Source organism: [Rhizobium] kunmingense, assembly GCF_977018605.1.
The window spans coordinates 643254-663209 of the sequence record NZ_CDRNXG010000001.1 but is presented as its reverse complement, the minus strand read 5'-3'; the positions used below and the strand labels follow the sequence as shown (position 1 = coordinate 663209).

The 19956-nt window shown below is 60.8% G+C and carries 18 protein-coding genes, 1 tRNA gene and 1 riboswitch; of the genes, 13 read left to right on the top strand and 6 right to left on the bottom strand.

What is annotated here, in order from left to right; genetic code table 11:
* Window positions 1-24 precede the first annotated feature (24 nt).
* Window positions 25-903, bottom strand: a complete 879-nt coding sequence (ppk2, locus tag AC0JZ4_RS03350; RefSeq protein ID WP_471885033.1) for a polyphosphate kinase 2 — start codon at window positions 901-903, stop codon at window positions 25-27.
* Window positions 904-1086: 183 nt separating this feature from the next.
* Between ppk2 and phoR the strand changes: the two genes are divergently transcribed.
* The 7 genes from phoR (at window position 1087) to phoB (ending at window position 9046) form a co-directional block, all read left to right on the top strand.
* Complete coding sequence (gene phoR / locus AC0JZ4_RS03345; RefSeq protein ID WP_471885032.1) at window positions 1087-2340, top strand: phosphate regulon sensor histidine kinase PhoR; 1254 nt, start codon at window positions 1087-1089, stop codon at window positions 2338-2340.
* Window positions 2341-2533: 193 nt separating this feature from the next.
* Entirely contained in the window at window positions 2534-3568 is a 1035-nt protein-coding gene (locus AC0JZ4_RS03340) for a PstS family phosphate ABC transporter substrate-binding protein (RefSeq protein ID WP_471885031.1), read from the top strand.
* A gap of 269 nt (window positions 3569-3837) precedes the next feature.
* Entirely contained in the window at window positions 3838-5322 is a 1485-nt protein-coding gene (pstC, locus tag AC0JZ4_RS03335) for a phosphate ABC transporter permease subunit PstC (protein ID WP_471885030.1), read from the top strand.
* Window positions 5319-6635 (top strand): phosphate ABC transporter permease PstA, encoded by a 1317-nt coding sequence (gene pstA / locus AC0JZ4_RS03330; protein ID WP_471885029.1) that lies wholly within the window; start codon window positions 5319-5321, stop codon window positions 6633-6635. Before pstC ends, pstA begins: the two co-directional genes overlap by 4 nt.
* Before the next feature lie 12 nt (window positions 6636-6647).
* On the top strand, window positions 6648-7463 hold the full coding sequence (pstB, locus tag AC0JZ4_RS03325; RefSeq protein WP_471885028.1) for a phosphate ABC transporter ATP-binding protein PstB: 816 nt from the start codon (window positions 6648-6650) through the stop codon (window positions 7461-7463).
* A gap of 49 nt (window positions 7464-7512) precedes the next feature.
* On the top strand, window positions 7513-8226 hold the full coding sequence (phoU, locus tag AC0JZ4_RS03320) for a phosphate signaling complex protein PhoU (RefSeq protein WP_471885027.1): 714 nt from the start codon (window positions 7513-7515) through the stop codon (window positions 8224-8226).
* A gap of 136 nt (window positions 8227-8362) precedes the next feature.
* Window positions 8363-9046, top strand: coding sequence for a phosphate regulon transcriptional regulator PhoB (gene phoB / locus AC0JZ4_RS03315; protein WP_112458346.1), 684 nt, complete (start codon window positions 8363-8365; stop codon window positions 9044-9046).
* A gap of 76 nt (window positions 9047-9122) precedes the next feature.
* Here the strand turns inward: phoB and AC0JZ4_RS03310 are convergent, their stop codons facing one another.
* A complete protein-coding gene (locus AC0JZ4_RS03310; protein ID WP_471885026.1) occupies window positions 9123-9557 on the bottom strand; it encodes a PACE efflux transporter in 435 nt (144 codons plus the stop codon).
* A 212-nt stretch (window positions 9558-9769) separates the two neighbouring features.
* Window positions 9770-10309, bottom strand: coding sequence for a GcrA family cell cycle regulator (locus tag AC0JZ4_RS03305; protein WP_471885025.1), 540 nt, complete (start codon window positions 10307-10309; stop codon window positions 9770-9772).
* 407 nt (window positions 10310-10716) lie between these two features.
* Here AC0JZ4_RS03305 and AC0JZ4_RS03300 point away from each other — a divergent pair, with 407 nt between their 5' ends.
* From AC0JZ4_RS03300 to AC0JZ4_RS03290, 3 genes are all read left to right on the top strand, one after another.
* Window positions 10717-11913, top strand: a complete 1197-nt coding sequence (locus AC0JZ4_RS03300; protein WP_471885024.1) for an acetylornithine transaminase — start codon at window positions 10717-10719, stop codon at window positions 11911-11913.
* 51 nt (window positions 11914-11964) lie between these two features.
* On the top strand, window positions 11965-12882 hold the full coding sequence (gene argF / locus AC0JZ4_RS03295; RefSeq protein WP_471885023.1) for an ornithine carbamoyltransferase: 918 nt from the start codon (window positions 11965-11967) through the stop codon (window positions 12880-12882).
* Between the two features lie 194 nt (window positions 12883-13076).
* Window positions 13077-14063 (top strand): Hsp33 family molecular chaperone, encoded by a 987-nt coding sequence (locus AC0JZ4_RS03290; protein WP_471885022.1) that lies wholly within the window; start codon window positions 13077-13079, stop codon window positions 14061-14063.
* Window positions 14064-14145: 82 nt separating this feature from the next.
* Here the strand turns inward: AC0JZ4_RS03290 and AC0JZ4_RS03285 are convergent, their stop codons facing one another.
* The 3 genes from AC0JZ4_RS03285 to AC0JZ4_RS03275 form a co-directional block, all read right to left on the bottom strand.
* On the bottom strand, window positions 14146-15534 hold the full coding sequence (locus AC0JZ4_RS03285) for a tetratricopeptide repeat protein (RefSeq protein WP_471885021.1): 1389 nt from the start codon (window positions 15532-15534) through the stop codon (window positions 14146-14148).
* 206 nt (window positions 15535-15740) lie between these two features.
* Window positions 15741-16133: a Co2+/Mg2+ efflux protein ApaG gene (gene apaG, locus AC0JZ4_RS03280; RefSeq protein WP_471887772.1), complete on the bottom strand. Its 393-nt coding sequence runs from the start codon at window positions 16131-16133 to the stop codon at window positions 15741-15743.
* Window positions 16134-16308: 175 nt separating this feature from the next.
* On the bottom strand, window positions 16309-17487 hold the full coding sequence (locus AC0JZ4_RS03275) for an O-succinylhomoserine sulfhydrylase (RefSeq protein ID WP_471885020.1): 1179 nt from the start codon (window positions 17485-17487) through the stop codon (window positions 16309-16311).
* A gap of 46 nt (window positions 17488-17533) precedes the next feature.
* Window positions 17534-17611: riboswitch (SAM riboswitch) on the bottom strand.
* A 76-nt stretch (window positions 17612-17687) separates the two neighbouring features.
* On the opposite strand from AC0JZ4_RS03275, the gene AC0JZ4_RS03270 reads away from it, so the two are divergent.
* The 3 genes from AC0JZ4_RS03270 to AC0JZ4_RS03260 all read left to right on the top strand — a co-directional run bounded on the left by AC0JZ4_RS03270 (window position 17688) and on the right by AC0JZ4_RS03260 (window position 19905).
* Window positions 17688-18779, top strand: coding sequence for a 2'-deoxycytidine 5'-triphosphate deaminase (locus AC0JZ4_RS03270; protein WP_471885019.1), 1092 nt, complete (start codon window positions 17688-17690; stop codon window positions 18777-18779).
* A 73-nt stretch (window positions 18780-18852) separates the two neighbouring features.
* Window positions 18853-18926 (top strand) — tRNA-Gly (locus tag AC0JZ4_RS03265).
* A gap of 139 nt (window positions 18927-19065) precedes the next feature.
* Entirely contained in the window at window positions 19066-19905 is an 840-nt protein-coding gene (locus AC0JZ4_RS03260) for a glycosyl transferase (RefSeq protein ID WP_471885018.1), read from the top strand.
* The last annotated feature ends 51 nt before the right edge of the window (window positions 19906-19956 follow it).

The following is a 19956-nucleotide window of genomic DNA, read 5'->3' as shown; positions in this document are numbered from 1 at the left end:
AGGCTGGTTACGGTCGGCCGCCGATTATTTGAGGAATTTCGGTCCGAAGCCGAGAATTTTGTCGTCGATCTCGCCGATGGCGTCCTTGTCCTTGCCTTCATAATCGAGCGACAGAAGAATGTGACGGATGGCGTTGAGACGCGAACGGCGCTTGTCGTTGGCGCGCAGGATCGCCCATGGAGCATCCTTCGAATGCGTTTCCTCCAGCATCCGGTCGCGCTTTTGCGTGTATTGGTCCCACTTGCTCAGCGCCGCGATATCCATCGGCGACAGTTTCCAGATCTTCAACGGATCATGCCGCCGGTCGTGAAAGCGCTTCAGCTGCATTTCCTGGCCGATATCGAGCCAGAACTTGAAGAAATGAATGCCATCCTCGACCAGCAGCTTCTCGAACTTCGGCGTTGCTTTCATGAATGCATCGTATTGCGCCGGCGTGCAGAACCCCATCACCGGCTCCACGACGGCACGGTTATACCAGGAACGGTCGTAGAGCGTGATTTCACCCTTGGTGGGAAAATGCGTTGCATAGCGTTGAAAGTACCATTGCCCCGCCTCGGTCTCCGTGGGCTTGGACAACGCAACGACATGCGCCGAACGGGGATTGAGATAAGTGCGGATCGAAAAGATCGTGCCGCCCTTGCCGGCCGCATCGCGTCCCTCGAAAAGCGCCATAAGCCGCTTGCCCGTCGCCTGCATCCAGAACTGCATTTTCACCAGCTCGATCTGGAGCGCCTCCAGCTGCTTGGCGTACTTGTCCTTGTTCAGCTTGTCGTCATAGGGGTAGTCGCCCGATGAAAGCGCATTGTCCTCGATCCAGTCCGGCAGTGTCGGGTCGTCTATATCGAAGCGTCGTTTCTTGCCCTTGATGGTAAGATCGACGGCTCTGCTTTCACCTGTTGACATGCATCACTCCTCTTTGACGTCCGGCTATTCCGGCATGCCGTTTTCGGGCACGCTATCCCAAAGGTGGAATAATGGAATGGGTTTTCCATAGGCGGTGATGCACAAGTGTCATGTTGGCCTTATATGACCACGTGTTTATCGGAAGGGTGTGGGGCGCCCGGTTCCGTTTTTGTTGGAGTTATCATGGCAGCCGAGAATGGGCAGGGCGGCGAGGGCATTCTTGCTGTGGCGAAGAGAGAATGGCTGCTGCTGGTGCTGCTCGCGCTTGCCGCGGCGACCGCCCTCGTGGCCGGTACTCCATGGTTTGCGGTTCTGCCGACATGGCTGGCACTTGTGATCACGGTCATCACGCGGCGTCCGGTCATTATCGCGGCCCCGGTTGCCGAAGAGCCGGCGCAGGAGGTGCTTCCGCCCGATCCGCTGCCGCGCATAACCGCTACCCTTTCCGCACTTGATATCCCTGTCCTGCTTCTCAATGCCGAGGCGGCAGTCCTTTGGGAAAACAAGGCGGCGGAACGGGCGCTTGGCCTTTTGCCGCTCGGTGCGCATCTTTCCGCCCGGCTGCGTTCACCCAGCATTCTCGACATGGTCAAGGAGACGATCGCCACCGGCGAGCCAAACCAGATCGAGCATTCCGAACGCCTGCCGTCCGAGCGCGTCTACACGTTGCGCATCGCGCCGATTGCGCCGGACGACACAAGTCCCTCTGAAAAGCTCTTTGTCCTGTCCTTCAAGGATATCTCCGAACTGCGCCGCATCGACCGCATGCGGTCGGATTTCGTCGCCAATGCCAGCCACGAGCTGCGCACCCCGCTCGCCTCGCTGCGCGGCTTTATCGAAACCTTGCAGGGGCCGGCCAAATCCGATGCGGCATCGCATGAGCGCTTTCTCGGCATCATGTTCGATCAGGCAACCCGCATGAGCCGCCTTGTCGACGACCTCATGTCTCTCTCAAGGCTTGAGTTGAAATCCCACATCGCGCCGGACCAGACGATCGACCTGCGGCCGGTTCTCGGCCATGTCCGCGATGCCCTGAAGCCGCTGGCCGATGATCTCGGTGTCGAGATCCGCACACATCTGCCGGAAACCAAGGCCGAAGTGTTGGGCGATCGCGACGAACTGGTACAGGTATTCGAAAACCTGATCGAGAATGCCTGTAAATATGGCCAGGAAGGCGAGGTGGTCGATGTCTACCTGCGCGCCGAGCCGGGGCAGGCGGTCGAAGTCAGTGTCGTCGACCGCGGTCCGGGCATCCCGGCAGAGCATGTGCCGCGTCTGACGGAGCGCTTTTACCGGGTCAGCGTGGCCGACAGCCGATCCAAGAAAGGCACCGGTCTGGGGCTTGCAATCGTAAAACACATCCTCACCCGGCACCGCGCCCGGCTGGTTGTGAAGTCGGTTTTGGGCAAGGGTTCCGATTTTACCGTCAGGTTCTGACATAAAAGCGTTGCCATGCACGCGCGTGCAACAGTATTTCGCAGTGAAATCAACGATATAATTTGTCATAAATGTTTCATCGAAGTGACATAAAAGCTGAGGTCAACGGCAGCTAATAGAAGCGGGCCGAGAGCCGGCAAGCGCGAAAAGCCGGCGAGAACGCTTTTTAGAAAACCCTTATCGGGAGAGATCGATGAACATCTTGAAACTTTCCGCAGCTGCCCTCGTGGCTTCTGTCGCATTTGCCGGCGCTGCCGCCGCTCGCGACCAGGTCCAGGTTGCCGGCTCCTCCACGGTTCTGCCTTACGCAAAGATCGTATCCGAAACCTTCGCCGAGACCTTCCCGGACTTCAAGGCTCCGGTCATCGAGTCGGGCGGCACCGGTGGCGGTCTGAAGGCATTCTGCTCGGGCGTTGGTGAAGGCACCATCGACATTGCCAACGCTTCGCGCGCCATCAAGGCCGACGAACTGGCAGCTTGCAAGGCTGCAGGCGTCAACGACGTTCAGGAAGTCCGCATCGGTTACGACGGTATCGTCTTCGCTGCCGACTCTTCCAACGGCGACATGAAGATCACCCCGAAGGACCTTTACACGGCTCTCGCCGCTCAGGTTGTTGTTGACGGCAAGCTCGTCGCCAACCCGCACAAGAACTGGTCGGACGTAAACCCGACCCTGCCGAAGGGCCCGATCGCTGCCTACATTCCGGGTTCCAAGCACGGCACCCGCGAAGTCTTCGAAGAGAAGATCATGGCTGAAGGCTGCAAGGAAGCCGGCGCTCCGGACGTCATCAAGGCTTCGATCACCGATGCCAAGGCCGCTGCTGCTGCCTGCGTCGCAGTCCGTAAGGACGGCGCTGCAGTCGACATCGACGGCGACTACACCGAGACGCTCGCGCGTATCGCCGCCAACAAGACCGGCCTTGGCGTATTCGGCCTGGCCTTCTACGAAAACAACATGGACAAGCTGAAGGTCGCGACCGTTTCGGAAGTCGTTCCGTCGACCGAAACCATCTCGTCCGGCGAGTACCCGGTTTCCCGTCCGCTGTACTTCTACGTAAAGAAGGCTCACCTGGGCGTTATCCCGGGCCTGAAGGAATACGTGGAATTCTTCCTGTCTGACGACATGGTCGGCCCGGAAAGCCCGCTCGCCGAATACGGCCTGGTTGCTGCTCCGGACGCACAGCGCGACGAAGCCCGCAAGGCCTTCGAAGACGGCAAGACCCTGTAATCTACGATCCGGCGCCGCTCGATCGAGCGGCGCCGGGTTTCTTTCAAGTGCCGGGCTGCCAAGGTGTTGGCCCGGAGCGCTGCTCTGCTGACAGTCGGTGCGTTTCCGTCGGAAAATCTTAACCTGTTCCCGGCCTTATGCGACGACTTTCAAGCCTGTGCCCTTTCATAGGGCGGCCCGAAAACTGGGTATTTGCGACTAATTCGGTTCCGGTGATGGGATTTGTGCGGTAGTGGCTGCCGCCGAAGGCGGTAGGCCGGGGGATTCTGATGAGCACACCACTGATCTTGTTGATTTTGGCGATCATAGCGATCGTCTGTTATGTCGTGGGGACGCGACATGCGCTGGCGATTGCCGGCGGCCTATCCTCCAAACTTCACTCCCGCCCCGGCTATTACGGCACGTTCGTCGCGATCTGCGCCGTTCTTCCTGCCGCCATCGTCCTGGCCGTCTGGCTGATCGCCAGCCCGTTCTACATTAATTCCACCGTGCTGTCCGGCTTCCCCGAAGAGGTGAAAGCGCGCAGCCAGGCTGAGCAGGGCCTCGCCTTCGGCATGGTCGGTGCTCTGGCCCGCGGCATGGATGTCCTGACGCTGGAAGAAATCGATCAGGTGGGTGCAGACCCGGCTGCGCTGCGCGCCGCCATGGGTGCCAGGGGCGTTCCGCTTGCCGGCGATCCCGAGCCCTACATGGTCGAATCCGCCGGTGACCTCAACGCGATGAACAAGGTCAGCAACCGCATCATGACGGCGATCGTGATGATCGTCGCTCTTGCCGGTGCCGGTTTCTCGTATACCCGCATTTCGCCGCGCTTCCGTGCCCGTAACCGGGTGGAACGCGTCATCCTTGGCGGTCTTGTTCTCGCCTCGTCGATCGCCATCGTCACGACCATCGGCATCGTCCTGTCGATGGTCACCGAAGCCGGCCACTTCTTCGGCCGCGTTCCCGCCTGGGAATTCTTCTTCGGCACGGTCTGGGATCCGCGTTTCGCCGCCGCCGGCGCCACCGCCTCGGAAGGCCAGTTCGGGCTTATCCCGCTGCTTCTCGGCACGCTCTATATCGGCCTCGTCGCCATGCTCGTCGCTGTTCCGAGCGGCCTGTTCTCGGCGATCTACATGTCCGAATACGCATCCAGGGGCGTGCGCTCGGTCGCCAAGCCGCTGCTTGAAGTCCTGGCCGGCATCCCGACCATCGTCTACGGCTTCTTCGCCCTGACCACGGTCGGTCCGTTCCTGCGCGACCTATCTTCGCAGATCAACGGCATAGCCACCGGCGACTTCGCCAACTTCATCCAGGCGCAGTCCGTTCTGACTGCCGGTTTCGTCATGGGCATCATGTTGATCCCCTACGTCTCCTCGCTGTCGGACGACATCATCACCGCCGTGCCGCGCACCCTGCGTGACGGTTCGCTCGGTCTCGGTGCCACCCAGTCGGAAACGATCAAGAAGGTCGTGCTGCCAGCGGCACTTCCGGGCATTGTCGGCGCTCTGCTGATGACCGCCTCGCGCGCCATCGGTGAAACGATGATCGTCGTGCTGGCCGCAGGTGTGGCCGCCCGCATGCAGCTCAATCCGTTCGAGCCGATGACGACCGTGACCGTCAAGATCGTCAGCCAGCTGACGGGCGACCTTGAATTCACCTCGCCGCAGACGCTCGTCGCCTTCGCGCTCGGCATCACGCTGTTTGCCATCACGCTTTGCCTCAACATCTACGCGCTCTACATCGTGCGCAAATACCGGGAGCAGTACGAATGACCGACGTGGTATCCTTCCCCGCCGGCGCGTCGGCCAAGCCCGCTCGCCGCGATATCGGCATCAAGCGCCGCTATGCCGCCGAACGTCGCTTCCGTGCCTATGGCATCGCAGCCCTGTCCTTCGGCATCCTGTTCCTGTTCCTCCTGCTCTACTCGGTCGTCTCCAAGGGCTACACCGCGTTCCAGCAGACGATGATCACCATTCCAGTCGAATTCTCCGAACAGATCATCGACCGGAATAACGAGCGTGCCGAAAATCCGCAGCGTCTGATGACCGCCAATTATCCGGTTGTCGCCCGCGATGCTCTGGCAAAGGTGCTCGGCGTCGCCGAGGGCGATCGTCAGGGCCTGCGTGCCGTCAACCAGATGATTTCGGACGGTGTTCGCGGTCAGCTGCGGGACATGGTCACCTCCAACCCGCAGATCATCGGCACGACCCAGACCGTGTCGCTGCTCGCAGCCGGCGATATCGACAGCGCCTTCAAGGGCCAGATCGACCTCACCGTGTCCGAAAACAACCGAAAAGTCTCCGACCAGCAGGTCGGCTGGATGAACCAGCTGGCGGAAGCGGGCGCTCTCGGCAAGCACTTCAACACCGGCATCTTCGTCAACGGCAATTCCAGCCGTCCGGAAGCCGCCGGCGTCGGCGTCGCCCTGATCGGCTCCTTCTACATGATGGCGATCGTGCTCATCCTGTCGCTGCCGATCGGTGTCGCTGCCTCCATCTATCTCGAGGAATTCGCCCCGAAGAACAGATTCACCGACCTGATCGAGGTGAACATCAACAATCTCGCGGCGGTGCCTTCTATCGTCTACGGTCTTCTCGGCCTTGCAGTCTTCGTCAACTTCATGGGCATGCCCCGTTCGGCCTCGCTGGTCGGCGGTCTGGTGCTGACGTTGATGACCCTGCCGACGATCATCATCGCCACCCGTGCGGCCCTGAAGGCGGTTCCCCCGTCGATCCGCGCCGCAGCTCTCGGCCTCGGCGCATCGAAGATGCAGACCATCTTCCACCACGTCCTGCCGCTCGCCATGCCGGGCATTCTCACCGGCACGATCATCGGCCTGGCGCACGCGCTTGGCGAAACCGCGCCGCTCCTTCTGATCGGCATGGTCGCCTTCGTCGCCAACTACCCGACGACCCCCATGGATCCGTCGACCGCGCTGCCGGTGCAGATTTACATGTGGGCGAACGAGGCGGAACGCGCCTTCGTCGAAAGAACCTCGGGAGCGATCATCATCCTGCTCCTGTTCCTCATTGTCATGAACGTGGGTGCAATTCTGTTGCGCCGCCGCTTCGAACGCCGGTGGTAGGAGATCGACACAATGAATATGTTGTCAGAAGCAGCAGTTGAAAAGGCGCTGGACAAGAAGATGAATGATGTAGCCTACAAGATGATCGGCAAGGACGTTTCGGTCTATTACGGCGATAAGCGCGCGCTTTTCGACGTCAACCTGAACGTCCGCGAAAACACGGTAACGGCGCTTATCGGCCCGTCGGGCTGCGGCAAGTCGACCTTCCTTCGCACGCTGAACCGCATGAACGACACGATCGAGAACTGCAAGGTCACCGGCAAGATCACGCTCGACCAGGACGACATCTACGACAAGGAAATCGATGTCGTGGAACTGCGCGCCCGCGTCGGCATGGTGTTTCAGAAGCCGAACCCGTTCCCGAAGTCGATCTACGAAAACATCGCCTACGGTCCGAAGATCCACGGTCTTGCCCGCGGCAAGGCGGATATGGATGCGATCGTCGAGGCATCTCTGCAGCGCGCCGGCCTCTGGGCCGAAGTCAAGGATCGCCTGCATGAAGGCGGCACCGGTCTCTCCGGTGGCCAGCAGCAGCGTCTCTGCATCGCCCGTGCGGTCGCGGTCTCGCCGGAAGTGATCCTGATGGACGAACCCTGCTCGGCGCTCGACCCGATCGCCACCGCCAAGGTTGAGGAACTCATCCACGAGCTGCGCGCCAACTACACGATCGTCATCGTGACGCACTCGATGCAGCAGGCGGCCCGCGTCTCGCAGCGCACCGCCATGTTCCATCTCGGCCAGCTGGTCGAGGAGAACGACACGGACAAGATGTTCACCAATCCGGATGACCAGCGCACCCAGGATTACATCATGGGTCGCTTCGGCTGATCGGCGATAAGCCATTTGCCTGCTGCTACGGATTTTCAAGGACAAGAAGATGGTATCCAGTCATATCCTTTCTGCCTACGACGAAGAACTGAAATATCTGCGCCGCCGCATTTCCGAAATGGGCGGCCTGGCCGAGCAGATGTGCGGCGATGCCGTGCGCGCTCTGGTCAACTCCGACTCTGCGCTTGCCCAGAAGGTCATCTCCGACGACGTGATCCTCGATCACGCCGAACGCGAAATTCAGGACAAGGCGATCGTCACCATCGCCAAGCGTCAGCCGATGGCGGCCGACCTGCGTGAAATCATCGGCACCCTGCGCATCGCAGCCGATCTGGAGCGCGTCGGTGATCTTGGCAAGAACACTGCCAAGCGCGTCATCGCGGTGCAGGGCACCGGCGTGCCGCGCAAGCTTGCCCGCGGTCTCGAGCATCTGTCGGATCTCGCGGCCGTCCAGCTCAAGGATGTTCTCGATGTTTACGCCACCCGCTCGGCGGAACGGGCAGAGGCGATCCGCTCGCGCGATGAAGAGATCGACGCGATGTACACGTCGCTGTTCCGCGAGCTTCTGACCTACATGATGGAAGATCCGCGCAACATCACCACCTGCACGCATCTCCTGTTCTGCGCCAAGAACATCGAGCGTATCGGCGACCACGCGACCAACATCGCCGAGACAATCTACTACATGACCACGGGTGCGGCGCCGGAAGGCGAGCGCCCGAAGGATGATACGGCAAACACTGTCGGCGCTGTCGCCGAGTGATTGCTGCCGGAGGGCCGCACGTCCTTAAGGACGTGCATGGGGCGCTCGATTGCTAAGAAACTGCGCATCGGGCCTTCCGAAAATCGAGCCGATTTTCGGGCCGATGCAGCAGCGTACCTGACGGAGCGTAATGAGGATGCAGCCAAGAATTGCGGTAGTGGAAGACGAGGAGGCGCTGAGCGTCCTCCTCCGTTACAACCTCGAAGCCGAAGGCTACGAAGTCGAGACCATCCTTAGGGGGGACGAGGCGGAAATCCGGCTTCAGGAACGCGCTCCGGATCTTCTGGTCCTCGACTGGATGCTGCCGGGCGTATCGGGCATCGAACTGTGCCGGCGCCTGCGCATGCGGCCGGAGACGGAACGTCTGCCGATCATCATGCTGACGGCCCGCGGCGAGGAAAGCGAACGCGTTCGCGGCCTCGCGACCGGCGCGGACGATTACGTCGTCAAGCCGTTCTCGACGCCCGAGCTGATGGCCCGCGTCAAGGCCATGCTGCGCCGCGCCAAGCCGGAGGTTCTCTCCAGCGTTCTGAAATGCGGAGACATCGAGCTTGATCGCGAGACCCATCGCGTTCACCGCAAGAGCCGCGAAGTGCGCCTCGGTCCGACGGAATTCCGCCTTCTGGAATTCCTGATGGTTTCGCCGGGCCGCGTCTTCTCGCGTTCTCAGCTTCTCGACGGTGTCTGGGGCCACGATATCTATGTCGACGAACGCACCGTCGACGTCCATGTCGGTCGCCTGCGCAAGGCGCTCAACTTCTCCAACATGCAGGATGTCATCCGCACCGTTCGCGGTGCGGGTTATTCCATGGAATCCTGATCAACAGGATCTGACGGAACGAACATCAGCCCGGAAGCGGTCGACGCTTCCGGGCTGATTTCTTTTTGGGAAGAGATCAGGCTTCTGCCTTCTCCTGCCATTCGGGCAGAGGAAACACCCGGTCGTAGCTCCAGTTGAAGACGAAGGCGTAGACCAGGTAGAAGAGCGCGAACGAGATATCCATCACCAGCGCATGCCAGAGCGTCACGCCGAGATACCAGGCGATGAACGGCAACAGCACGACCAGCAGGCCGAGTTCGAAAAGAACCGTATGCAGGACGCGCAGAGCCAGCGTTTTTTCCGTAGTGCCGCGCAGGCGCTGCATCGCATGGTCGAAGCCGAGATTGTAGACATAGTTGAAGATCGTCGCGAGCGTCGATGAAACGATGCCGATCACGCCCATATGCGAGATGGGCATGTCGAACACGAAAGCGCTGAACGGAATGAACAGCGCAAGTCCGATGATTTCGAAGCTGATGGCGTGGCGAATACGGTCGCGTGTGGTCCGCATGACTTTATACCCCTTGGGCTCTGCCGGGTCGTCCCGGTTGTTGATGCCCATACTGGGGGAGGTCGTCCTCGCTCACAGAATAAATAAGGTCTTGTGCTGCGAAGGGCAAGCGTCGAACGGGCAATCCTGCCTTGCAGCCGGGGCATGTCCAGGGACCGGCAATAAAAAAGCGGGCCTTAAAGCCCGCTGTTTTGAAGTCCGTGCCGTGCCGGTCAGGCGCGTGCTGCACCCGCCTTACGGCGCTCGTGTACCGGCTGGTAAGCCAGCTTTGCGTGGTACTTGCAGTAGGGCGAGCTGTCCTGGGACTCGCAGCCACAGAAATGGAAATCGTCCGTCAGCGGGTCGCCGACCGGCCACTTGCAGGTGCGCTCGGTCAGTTCGGTCAAGGCGAGTTTCTTGGAGATCGGCAGGACGATATTGGCTGCCGGGCGCAGCACCAGTTCCTGGCGGGCTTCGATCTCGATTTCCTCGTGGACGACGGTTGCGCCGACCGGGCGGGTAACGGTGCGGGTGGCCGTTGCCGTACGCGAGGCGAAAGTCTGCGGGCGAGGCGCGACAGCCGGGCGCTTGACGGCGCGGTTGGTGGCAACGGTGCCGCCTGCCTTGGCGCGACCCGGAAGGTTGAGACGGTGAACTTTGCCGATGACGGCGTTCCGGCTTACGCCTCCAAGTTGTGCTGCAATCTGGCTGGCGCTGAGGCCCTCTGCCCAGAGTTTCTTCAGTCTTTCGACGCGCTCGTCTGTCCAGTTCATGCCCGTTCTCCGCCTTTGAACGACTTCGGCATGCAGAATCCGTCTCCGATGCGGCGGATGTAAAACCCGTCGCAGATACTATATATAGCTTGTCGGTGACTAGTTCCGCCGCATGCAGTCTAGTAATTGACCATTAACCTAGAGGTCGGTTGACTCCGTGACAAGAGTCCGGGGAATCGTCGGGAATCGATTTTCGGGTTTTCCCCAACTTGCTTCCCTGTCGAGTCATTTTTGCCACAGCCGGTGGTGGTGGCCCGAGGGGGCGAAGGCCCTGCAATTCCGCGAGTTTTGTTGACATTCCCCTGTCGAGCGATGATAGTGCGACCGCCGCCCCGAGGGCGGCATTTTGATTTTTTGAAATGTCCTTTTTCGAACGGGACATTGATTGCCTCAGGAGTGATGTCGCCATGGCTGAAGCCGCGCTTTTCGACACTTTTGCCCGGGCCCCGCTGCGCTTCGAGCGCGGTGAGGGCGTATGGCTCGTGACGGAACGCGGCGAGCGATATCTGGATTTCGGCGCAGGCGTCGCCGTGACCTCCTGCGGCCATGCCAATCCGCATCTCGTCGAAGCACTGAAGTCGCAGGCCGAGAAGGTCTGGCATCTGTCGAACCTCTACGAGATCCCCGAGCAGGAGCGCCTTGCCCGTCGCCTGACGGAAGCGACCTTCGCCGACAAGGCGTTCTTCACCAATTCGGGTGCGGAAGCGCTGGAATGCGCCATCAAGACGGCACGCCGCTACCATTTCTCCAAGGGGCACCCGGAAAAATTCCACATCATCACCTTCGAAGGCGCCTTCCACGGCCGCACGATCGCGACGATCGCTGCCGGCGGTCAGGAAAAGTACATGGAAGGTTTCGGGCCGAAGGCGCAGGGTTTCGATCAGGTGCCTTTCGGCGATCTTGAAGCGCTGAATGCCGCGATCGATGAAAATACAGGTGCGATCCTCATCGAGCCGATCCAGGGTGAGGGTGGCGTGCGCGCCGTTCCGAAGGAATTCATGCGCGAGCTTCGCCGCATCTGTGATGAGAAGGGCCTGCTGCTGATCCTCGACGAGGTCCAGACCGGCGTCGGCCGTACCGGCAAGTTCTTCGCTCACGAATGGGCGGGCATCACGCCGGATATCATGGCGATCGCCAAGGGCATCGGCGGCGGCTTCCCGTTCGGCGCATGCCTTGCGACGGCCGAGGCCGCATCCGGCATGAAGCCCGGCATTCATGGAACGACCTATGGCGGCAACCCGCTCGCCATGGCCTGCGGCAATGCTGTGCTCGATATCGTCCTGGCTGAAGGCTTCCTCGAAAATGTCCGCGACGTATCGCTTGTTTTCCGCCAGGGTCTGGCGGCACTCAAGGATCGCTTCCCGGAAGTGATCGAGGATATCCGCGGTGAAGGCCTGCTGCTCGGCATCAAGGCCAAGGTTCCGGCAGGCGATCTCGTGACCGGCATGCGCGAAGAGAAGATGCTGGCCGTTCCGGCTGGCGACAATGTCGTGCGTCTGCTGCCGCCGCTCACAGTCACCGCGGAAGAGGCTCGCGAAGGCCTTGCCCGCATCGAGCGCGCAGCGGAAGCGCTCACCGCCGAACAGCTGAAGAAATCCGCCTGAGGGCAGGCAGGGGGGCGCCATTGATGGTTCCCTCTTGATAGGGAACATAACATGGCATCTCCGAAGCATTTTCTCGATCTATCCACGGTCTCCTCGGCCGATCTGCGCGTCATCCTCGATGACGCCAAGACGCGCAAGCAGGCGACCAAGGCCGGTACCGCCGACAAGCCGCTGGCCGGCAAGATGCTGGCGATGATCTTCGAAAAGCCCTCGACCCGTACCCGCGTCTCCTTCGATGTCGGCATGCGCCAGCTTGGCGGTGAAACGCTGTTCCTCTCCGGCACCGAAATGCAGCTTGGCCGCGCCGAGACGATCGGCGACACGGCCAAGGTTCTGTCGCGTTATGTCGATGCGATCATGATCCGCACCACGGACCACACGCGCCTGATGGAAATGGCCGAACACGCCACCGTACCGGTCATCAATGCGCTGACGGACCTGACCCACCCCTGCCAGATCATGGCCGACCTGATGACCTTCGAGGAACATCGCGGCCCGGTGGCAGGCAAGACGATCGCCTGGACCGGCGACGGAAACAATGTGCTTCATTCGCTGGTCGAAGGCTCGGCCCGTTTCGGCTACCGCATGACCATGGCCGTGCCTATGGGCTCGGAGCCGGACGACAAGATCTTGAACTGGGCGCGCGACAACGGCGGCGACATCATGCTGACCCACGATGTCGAGCGCGCGGTTGCCGGCGCGGACGTGGTGGTCACCGATACCTGGGTGTCGATGAACCAGGAGCACAAGGCGCGCGGCCACAACATCTTCCAGCCCTATCAGGTCAACGAGGCATTGATGAAGCAGGCCAATCCCGATGCGCTGTTCATGCATTGCCTGCCGGCGCACCGCGGCGAGGAAGTCACCGACGCCGTGATCGACGGCCCGCAGTCGGTTGTCTTCGATGAGGCGGAGAACCGTCTGCATGCCCAGAAATCGATCCTGGCCTGGTGTTTCGGGGCCGTTTGAGCGGTCCCCTCACGGCATCTTGAACTCCGGCTTGAGCGACACCATCTGTCGGCTTTCCAACGCGCCGAATGGCAGGCCGACGCCATGCCGGGGCGCTTCAACATGACATTGCCGAGACCTTTTGAGGTGGCCAGCGGTTCCGCTCGGGCCGCCCTTTGTGTAAAGGTCGCGCTATCGGCACGAAGGAGTATATGATGGCGGAAGCAACATTGGAACTGAACGATCTCCCGTTTGCCGGCGACGACAGGGTCGTGCCCTTCCAGGTCGAAGGTCTCGATGTGCGCGGCCGTGCGGTGCAGCTTGGCCCGCTTCTGAACACGATCCTCGGCCGGCATGACTATCCGGCACCGGTTGCCCGCCTCCTGGCCGAAGCGATCGTTCTGACCGCGCTGCTTGGCACCTCGCTCAAGTTTGACGGCAAGTTCACCATCCAGACCAAGGGTGACGGTCCGGTCGATCTGCTGGTTGCCGATTTCTCGACGCCGGATGCCCTGCGCGCCTATGCCCGTTATGACGAGGATGCGCTCGCTGCCGCCATCAAGGATGGCAAGATCACTCCGCCCGAGCTTCTCGGTCAGGGTGTTCTCGCCTTCACCATCGATCAGGGACACGGCATGCAGCCCTATCAGGGCATTGTGCCGCTCGACGGCTCTTCACTGGAGGAGATTGCCGGCGTCTATTTCCGCCAGTCGGAACAGATCCCGACGCGCGTGCGCCTCGGTGTCGCGGAACTCTATGACCGTGGAGACGATGGCAAGCCGCGTCACAACTGGCGGGCAGGCGGGCTTGTGGCGCAGTTTCTGCCGCAGGCACCCGAGCGCATGCGCCATCCGGACCTGCACGGCGGTGACGGTGATGAGCGCGATACGGATGCCGCCGACGATGCCTGGAACGAGGCGCGCACCATGGTCGAGACCATCGATACGGACGAGCTGACCGACCCGCAGGTCGCCATCGAACGGCTGCTCTATCGGCTGTTTCACGAGCGCGGCGTGCGCGTTTACGACCCGCAGACGGTCTTCGATCGCTGCAGCTGCTCGCGCGACAAGATCAAGGGCGTCCTCACCGGCTTCAGCGCCGAGGAGATCGAGGCGAGCGAGGAGAATGGCCAGATCGCAGTCACCTGCGAATTCTGCTCCACCACCTACCGCTACGACGTGGCTGAGTTCGCGCCGGCCTGATCGGCGCAGTCAGATCAAACCAAAAAGGGCGGCCGGAAAACATTCGGCCGCCCTTTTTCATGGAGTTTTATACGCTGGTGGCTCAGGCTCTGGTGTCGGTTGCCTGATCCGGCTTCTTCACCCCCTTGGGCAGCACGACGAGGCTTGCCTTGTCATGGCCGGCAATCAGCGTGAGCGTCTCGCCGGCGGCGATCTCGATCGGCTGCGGGAACGGGTGAAGGATCTGCAGCCAGCCGCCGTCTTGATAGACATCCGGGTGGTTGCAGAAATGGATGTCGTCGATCAGATCGACATGCATCCACTGCACCACGCCGATCACCTTGCCGGATGCGGTCGCCGGAACATCGAGCTGGCGCAGTGTGGCTTCATGCGTTTTCTTCGTCAGGTCGACGGCGGTAATCTCGAAATCGCCGGATGCCCGCGTCCAGTCCGTCATCGTGCCGTGGATCGGCAACGCCATCGGCGCAAGATTGTTGAAGCGCGACACGTCGAAGCCGGAAACCGTCGTCACGCTGCTATAGGCCTCCAGCGTCTCGCTGGTGACGAGGCAGCCCATCGCAGCGGCCCGCTTCGGAATGATGATCGCATCATCGGTCAGAAGCCGCTCGCGAGCATCCTCGAAAGTGGAAAGCACATGTTCGGCCAAAAGGTCGCTCGACAGGATTTCCGAAACGAGCATGCTCGCCTTTGTCTCCAGTTCCTTGCCGACGACAAGCTCCGTCGATTTCTTCGCGGCCACCTTGATCTGCTTGGAATAGCCGTTGTCCGCGATAATGGCCTCGGCCGTGCGGGCAATCACCGGCACGGCCTCGCAGGTGACGATGTTGGTTGCGCCTGCGCGCGCTGCCATCATCGACAACAGGCCGCTGCCCGAGCCTATGTCGAGGATCTGCGCATCCGGCCCGCGCATTGCGATCGCCTTGATGATCGCGGCTTCGAAGGCGTCGTTGCGTGGCGCGTCGTTCAGCATCGGAATATGCCAGAAGGGTACGATGGAGGCCGTCAGGCGGCGCATCTGATGAAACGCGTTGATATTGGATGGCTGCAGGCGCAGCACCTGACCGAATTCCTGCAGCGCCTCGTCCTTGCGGCCGCTATCGGCCAGCGTCACGGCAAGGTTGTTGCGCACGAGCGGCTTATCCGGAGCAAGGCCGCGGGCGATCTGGTAACAGTTGATCGCCTCGTCATGACGCTTCAGGTCGCGCAGGATCTTCGCCTTCTCCAGATAGGCGGTCAGGTGGCGCGGGTCGAGCGCGATCAGCTTGTCCCAGTAATAGAGCGCCATCTCGGTATCGCCGCGCTTGGAGACGACGCCTGCCAGAAGCGGCAGAATATCGGTCGTGCGATATTCCTTGGAGAGAACCTGCACATAATGCTTCTCGGCGCTTTCCAGATCCCCGCTCGCGTGAAAGCGCATTGCCTCATTCAGCGACTGGCCCGCCAATTCCGCGTTTTCGATCTCGATCCGCATTGCTACTCCGCATACCGCTAAAGGACGCCGAAAAACTCCGGCTCTCCGGGCGATAGGAAGTGAAGCCTGCTGGAAGCTTGCGTCAATATCTGCGTACGCGCTAATGTTTTGCGGGCGAAAATCAGCTAACAAACGGATATTAAATAATATTCATCCATGATCCGCAGTTCTGTCTAGCGCCCGCATCACGTTTCCGTCAGTCGTTCTCAGTTGAGAGTACGGGCAATGCCCGGCGTGTCGAGCGAGAAGGCGGGAATATCCACCTTGAACACTTCGCCCTCATCCGTCTGCATGTCGTAATGTCCGAACATCATGCCCGACGGCGTATCGAGCGGGCAGCCGGACGAGTATTCGTAACTGTCGCCGGGGCGAAGTCTCGGCTGTTCACCGACCACGCCGAGGCCGTCGACCTCGTCAACCAGACCGTTCTCGTCGGTAATGTGCCAGTAGCGGTGAACCAGCTTGACCGTATGGATCGAATGGTTCTCGATGACGATACGGTAACCCCAGACGTAGCGGCTCTCTTCCGGGCAGGATTGATCCTCCAGGTAAAAGGGCTCTACTGCAACTTCTATGTCTCGTGTCCGGGCGCGATACATGGACAACACCTCAACTCCATTGCGTCGGATATCGTACAGTGCGCCATAAACGTCAAGAAAACTCACAGCTTACGCCGGAAACCGTGATCTGTTCTTGGAATTAGGGATAACTGTTATGGTGAATCGCAAGCGATGACACTGCTTGCAATTCACCATGTCTGAATAGGCCGGTCCGTCAGATCGCCGCAAGCGCGCGGGCGAAGTCGTCGAGTAGATCCTGATTGTCCTCGATGCCGGCCGAGAAACGGACGGTGCCGGGGGAGATGCCAAGCTCTGCGCGGGCCTCGTCGGTCAGGTTCTTGTGCGTCGTCGTGCCGGGGTGGGTGATCAGGCTGCGCGTATCGCCTAGATTGTTGGAGATCGTCACCACTTCCAGAGCGTTCTGCAGCTTGAAGGCCGCTTCCTTGCCGCCCTTCAGTTCGAAGCAGACGAGCGTCGAGCCTCCGGTCATCTGCTTGGCGATGATATCTGCCTGCGGATGGTCCTTGCGGCCCGGATAGATGACCTTGGCAACCTTGCCGCTCTCGGCCAGGAAGTCGGCGACCTTGGAAGCGTTCTCGGTCTGCTGCTTCACGCGCAAGGGCAGCGTTTCGAGGCCCTTGATCAGTGTCCAGGCGGTAAACGGCGACATGGCCGGGCCGGTATGGCGATAGTAGTCCTGCAGATGCTCCAGCACCCATTCGCGATCAGAAAGGATCACGCCGGCAAGGCTGCGGCCCTGGCCGTCGATATGCTTGGTTGCCGAATAGACGACGATGTGGGCGCCGAGTTCGAGCGGCTTCTGGAAAAGCGGCGTGGCAAACACGTTGTCAACCACGACCTTGGCGCCGATCTGGTTGGCGAGCTTGGCCACGCCGGCGATGTCGACGATTTCGAGCGTCGGGTTGGTCGGGCTTTCGAGGAAGAAGACCTTGGTATTCTTCTGGATCGCGGCTTCCCAGTTGGCCAGGTCGCGGCCGTCGACGAGTGTGCATTCGATGCCGTATCGGGGCGCAAGCGTCTCTACGACCCAGCGGCACGAGCCGAACAGCGCGCGGGCGGCGACGATATGATCGCCGGCCTTCAGCTGGCAGAGCAGCGCCGCCGAAACGGCGGCCATGCCGGAGGCGGTGGCGCGCGCTTCTTCGGCGCCTTCCAGCGCGCACATGCGCTTTTCGAACATGTCGTTGGTCGGGCTGCCGTAGCGGGCATAGATATAGCCGTCGGTCTCGCCCTTGAAGCGTGCCTCCGCGGCTTCGGAATTGTCGTAGGCAAAGCCCTGTGTCAGGTAGATCGCCTCAGACATCTCGCCATATTGCGAGCGCAGCGTGCCACCGTGTACGAGTGTAGTTGCCGGGCGCCATTTGTCTGTCATGTCAGTCCTCATTCCAAAACAAAAAAACCGGCCGCGAAAGCAGACCGGTTTTAGCAACCCGGTCTTTTTAGCCACTTGTTTAACGTGGCTGCAAGCCGACCGGCAAATCACCACGGGATAAAGCTGGCTTACGCCTAGCATCTGCTTGCGTCAATGGCCTGTATTTGGTTTTGTCACCGCCAAAATTTGAAAGAGACATCATGGCTCGGGAAACGGGAATTCTGGCGGACCGCGCGATCGCGGCGCTTTTCGAAACGGGGCGACTGATCTCCGAGAGGGCGCTCGATCATGACCAGATCCAGCCGGCAAGCCTCGACCTTCGGCTTGGCGCGAAAGCCTATCGCGTCCGCGCCTCCTTCATGCCGGGCCCGAACAGCCTTGTGTCCGACAAGCTCGATCGCCTGAAGCTGCATGTCGTCGACCTGACGGAAAGTGCGGTTCTGGAAACCGGTTGCGTTTACATCGTGCCGCTGATGGAACGTCTCGACCTGCCGGCGGAAATGTCCGCTTCGGCAAACCCGAAATCCTCGACCGGCCGCCTCGATATCTTCACCCGCGTCATCACCGATCATGCGCAAGAGTTCGACAAGATACCGGCCGGCTATTCCGGCCCGCTCTATCTGGAAATCTCGCCGCGCACCTTCCCGATCGTCGCCCGTCAGGGCTCGCGCCTGTCGCAGATCCGCTTCCGCATCGGCAACGCGCTCCTGACCGAGCCGGAAATCCTCCACCTGCACGAGACGGAAACACTGGTCGCCGCCGCCAAGCCGAACGTCTCGGGTGGCGGCATCGCCCTGTCGATCGATCTGAGGGGCGATGAGAACGGCCTGATCGGCTACCGTGGCAAGCACCACACCGCCGTGGTCGATGTCGACAAGAAGGCCCAGCACGACCTGTTTGATTTCTGGGAACCGCTCTATAGCCGTGGCCGTAACGAACTGATCCTCGATCCGGACGAATTCTACATCCTTGTCTCGCGCGAGGCGGTGCATGTCCCACCGCTCTATGCGGCTGAAATGACGCCATTCGATCCGTTGGTCGGCGAATTCCGCGTCCACTACGCCGGCTTCTTCGATCCGGGCTTCGGCCATGAGGCTGCCGGCGGCCGCGGTAGCCGCGCCGTGCTGGAAGTGCGCAGCCACGAAGTCCCGTTTATCCTGGAAGACGCCCAGATCGTCGGCCGCCTCGTCTATGAGCACATGCTGGAGGCGCCGCAGGGCCTCTACGGCTCCGGCCTGGGCTCCAATTACCAGGCGCAGGGCCTGAAACTGTCGAAGCACTTTCGCGGCTGAACCTCGATCCTCATGATACGATCACCGCAACCTTGACAGGGCCGGGCGGTTGTTGGAAACCTTCACCGACTAAGCGGGTGTAGCTCAATGGTAGAGCAGCAGCTTCCCAAGCTGAATACGAGGGTTCGATTCCCTTCACCCGCTCCAGCTTCTCCTGCCATTTGGCCTATTGATCCGGCAGAACCCTTGCATCCGGCAGTTTGAATAGGATAGTTGCGACCGTCTGACGGTAACGGGTCCATCGTTGATGGTCCGCAGGTGTCTGCGCCGCAAAGGAAGTTTGGGTATGGGTAGCGAAGTTTTGGCCGCAAGCAACGGCGTCAAGCAGGTCATCTGCATCAGCTGGGGTACCAAATACGGCGCGCCTTTCATCAACCGTCTCTACACCATGGTCGAACGCAACATCACGCCGCCCTTCACCTTCACCTGCTTCACCGACAATCGTGAAGGTCTGCATCCGGGAATTCTCTGCGAGGACCTGCCGCCGATCGAAGTCGATATGCCGGTCAATACGCTCGGCATCTGGCCAAAGTCGCGCCTTTGGGGGCCGGAGCTCGGATCGCTCAAGGGGCCGGTTCTGTTCCTGGATCTCGATCTGGTGATCGTCTCCTCGCTTGATCCCTTCTTCGAGACCGGAAATGCGGATGACGTGATCCTCGCGAAAAACCAGACCACGCCTTTCGAACGTCTCGGCCAGACGTCTCTCTTTCGTTTTCCCGTCGGCAAGCTTTTGCCGCTGCAGGAAAAATTCAAGGAAGATCCGCAATGGGTCGCGGATACCTATCGGTTCGAGCAGCGCTACGTCAGCCGTTGCGCGCCCGGCGGCATCAAGCTGTTCCCGCGCAAATGGGTACTGCATTTTCGCCAGGACTGCCGCTGGCCGTTCCCGCTCAATTATTTTTTCGCGCCGCGCCTGCCCAAAAGCGCCCGCGTGGTGATTTTCCCGAGAGGTCTTTGGCCGCAGCATGCGATCGAAGGCCGATATGGCGAGAATGGCGTGGCGATGACGCCGCTCCAGCATCTCGCGAGCGCCTTCGACAAGAACAAGCGGAAAGGCAAGCGCTTCTTCCGCTACCTGCGTCACTACATCAAGCCGGCATCCTGGGTGGCCGACCACTGGCGCTGAATTTTCAGGCCTTCCGCCGCATGACGACACGGCCCGTTACGGGGCCGGCTG

Excerpts from the sequence above, each read along its gene's own strand:
- pstC (WP_471885030.1), top strand. The coding sequence starts at position 3,838 with ATGAGCACACCACTGATCTTGTTGATTTTGGCGATCATAGCGATCGTC.
- phoR (WP_471885032.1), top strand. The coding sequence starts at position 1,087 with ATGGCAGCCGAGAATGGGCAGGGCGGCGAGGGCATTCTTGCTGTGGCG.
- AC0JZ4_RS03260 (WP_471885018.1), top strand. The coding sequence starts at position 19,066 with ATGGGTAGCGAAGTTTTGGCCGCAAGCAACGGCGTCAAGCAGGTCATC.
- ppk2 (WP_471885033.1), bottom strand. The coding sequence starts at position 903 with ATGTCAACAGGTGAAAGCAGAGCCGTCGATCTTACCATCAAGGGCAAG.
- apaG (WP_471887772.1), bottom strand. The coding sequence starts at position 16,133 with ATGTATCGCGCCCGGACACGAGACATAGAAGTTGCAGTAGAGCCCTTT.
- phoB (WP_112458346.1), top strand. The coding sequence starts at position 8,363 with ATGCAGCCAAGAATTGCGGTAGTGGAAGACGAGGAGGCGCTGAGCGTC.
- AC0JZ4_RS03290 (WP_471885022.1), top strand. The coding sequence starts at position 13,077 with ATGGCGGAAGCAACATTGGAACTGAACGATCTCCCGTTTGCCGGCGAC.
- AC0JZ4_RS03310 (WP_471885026.1), bottom strand. The coding sequence starts at position 9,557 with ATGCGGACCACACGCGACCGTATTCGCCACGCCATCAGCTTCGAAATC.
- AC0JZ4_RS03270 (WP_471885019.1), top strand. The coding sequence starts at position 17,688 with ATGGCTCGGGAAACGGGAATTCTGGCGGACCGCGCGATCGCGGCGCTT.
- argF (WP_471885023.1), top strand. The coding sequence starts at position 11,965 with ATGGCATCTCCGAAGCATTTTCTCGATCTATCCACGGTCTCCTCGGCC.
- pstB (WP_471885028.1), top strand. The coding sequence starts at position 6,648 with ATGAATATGTTGTCAGAAGCAGCAGTTGAAAAGGCGCTGGACAAGAAG.
- phoU (WP_471885027.1), top strand. The coding sequence starts at position 7,513 with ATGGTATCCAGTCATATCCTTTCTGCCTACGACGAAGAACTGAAATAT.
- AC0JZ4_RS03300 (WP_471885024.1), top strand. The coding sequence starts at position 10,717 with ATGGCTGAAGCCGCGCTTTTCGACACTTTTGCCCGGGCCCCGCTGCGC.
- pstA (WP_471885029.1), top strand. The coding sequence starts at position 5,319 with ATGACCGACGTGGTATCCTTCCCCGCCGGCGCGTCGGCCAAGCCCGCT.
- AC0JZ4_RS03275 (WP_471885020.1), bottom strand. The coding sequence starts at position 17,487 with ATGACAGACAAATGGCGCCCGGCAACTACACTCGTACACGGTGGCACG.
- AC0JZ4_RS03285 (WP_471885021.1), bottom strand. The coding sequence starts at position 15,534 with ATGCGGATCGAGATCGAAAACGCGGAATTGGCGGGCCAGTCGCTGAAT.
- AC0JZ4_RS03340 (WP_471885031.1), top strand. The coding sequence starts at position 2,534 with ATGAACATCTTGAAACTTTCCGCAGCTGCCCTCGTGGCTTCTGTCGCA.
- AC0JZ4_RS03305 (WP_471885025.1), bottom strand. The coding sequence starts at position 10,309 with ATGAACTGGACAGACGAGCGCGTCGAAAGACTGAAGAAACTCTGGGCA.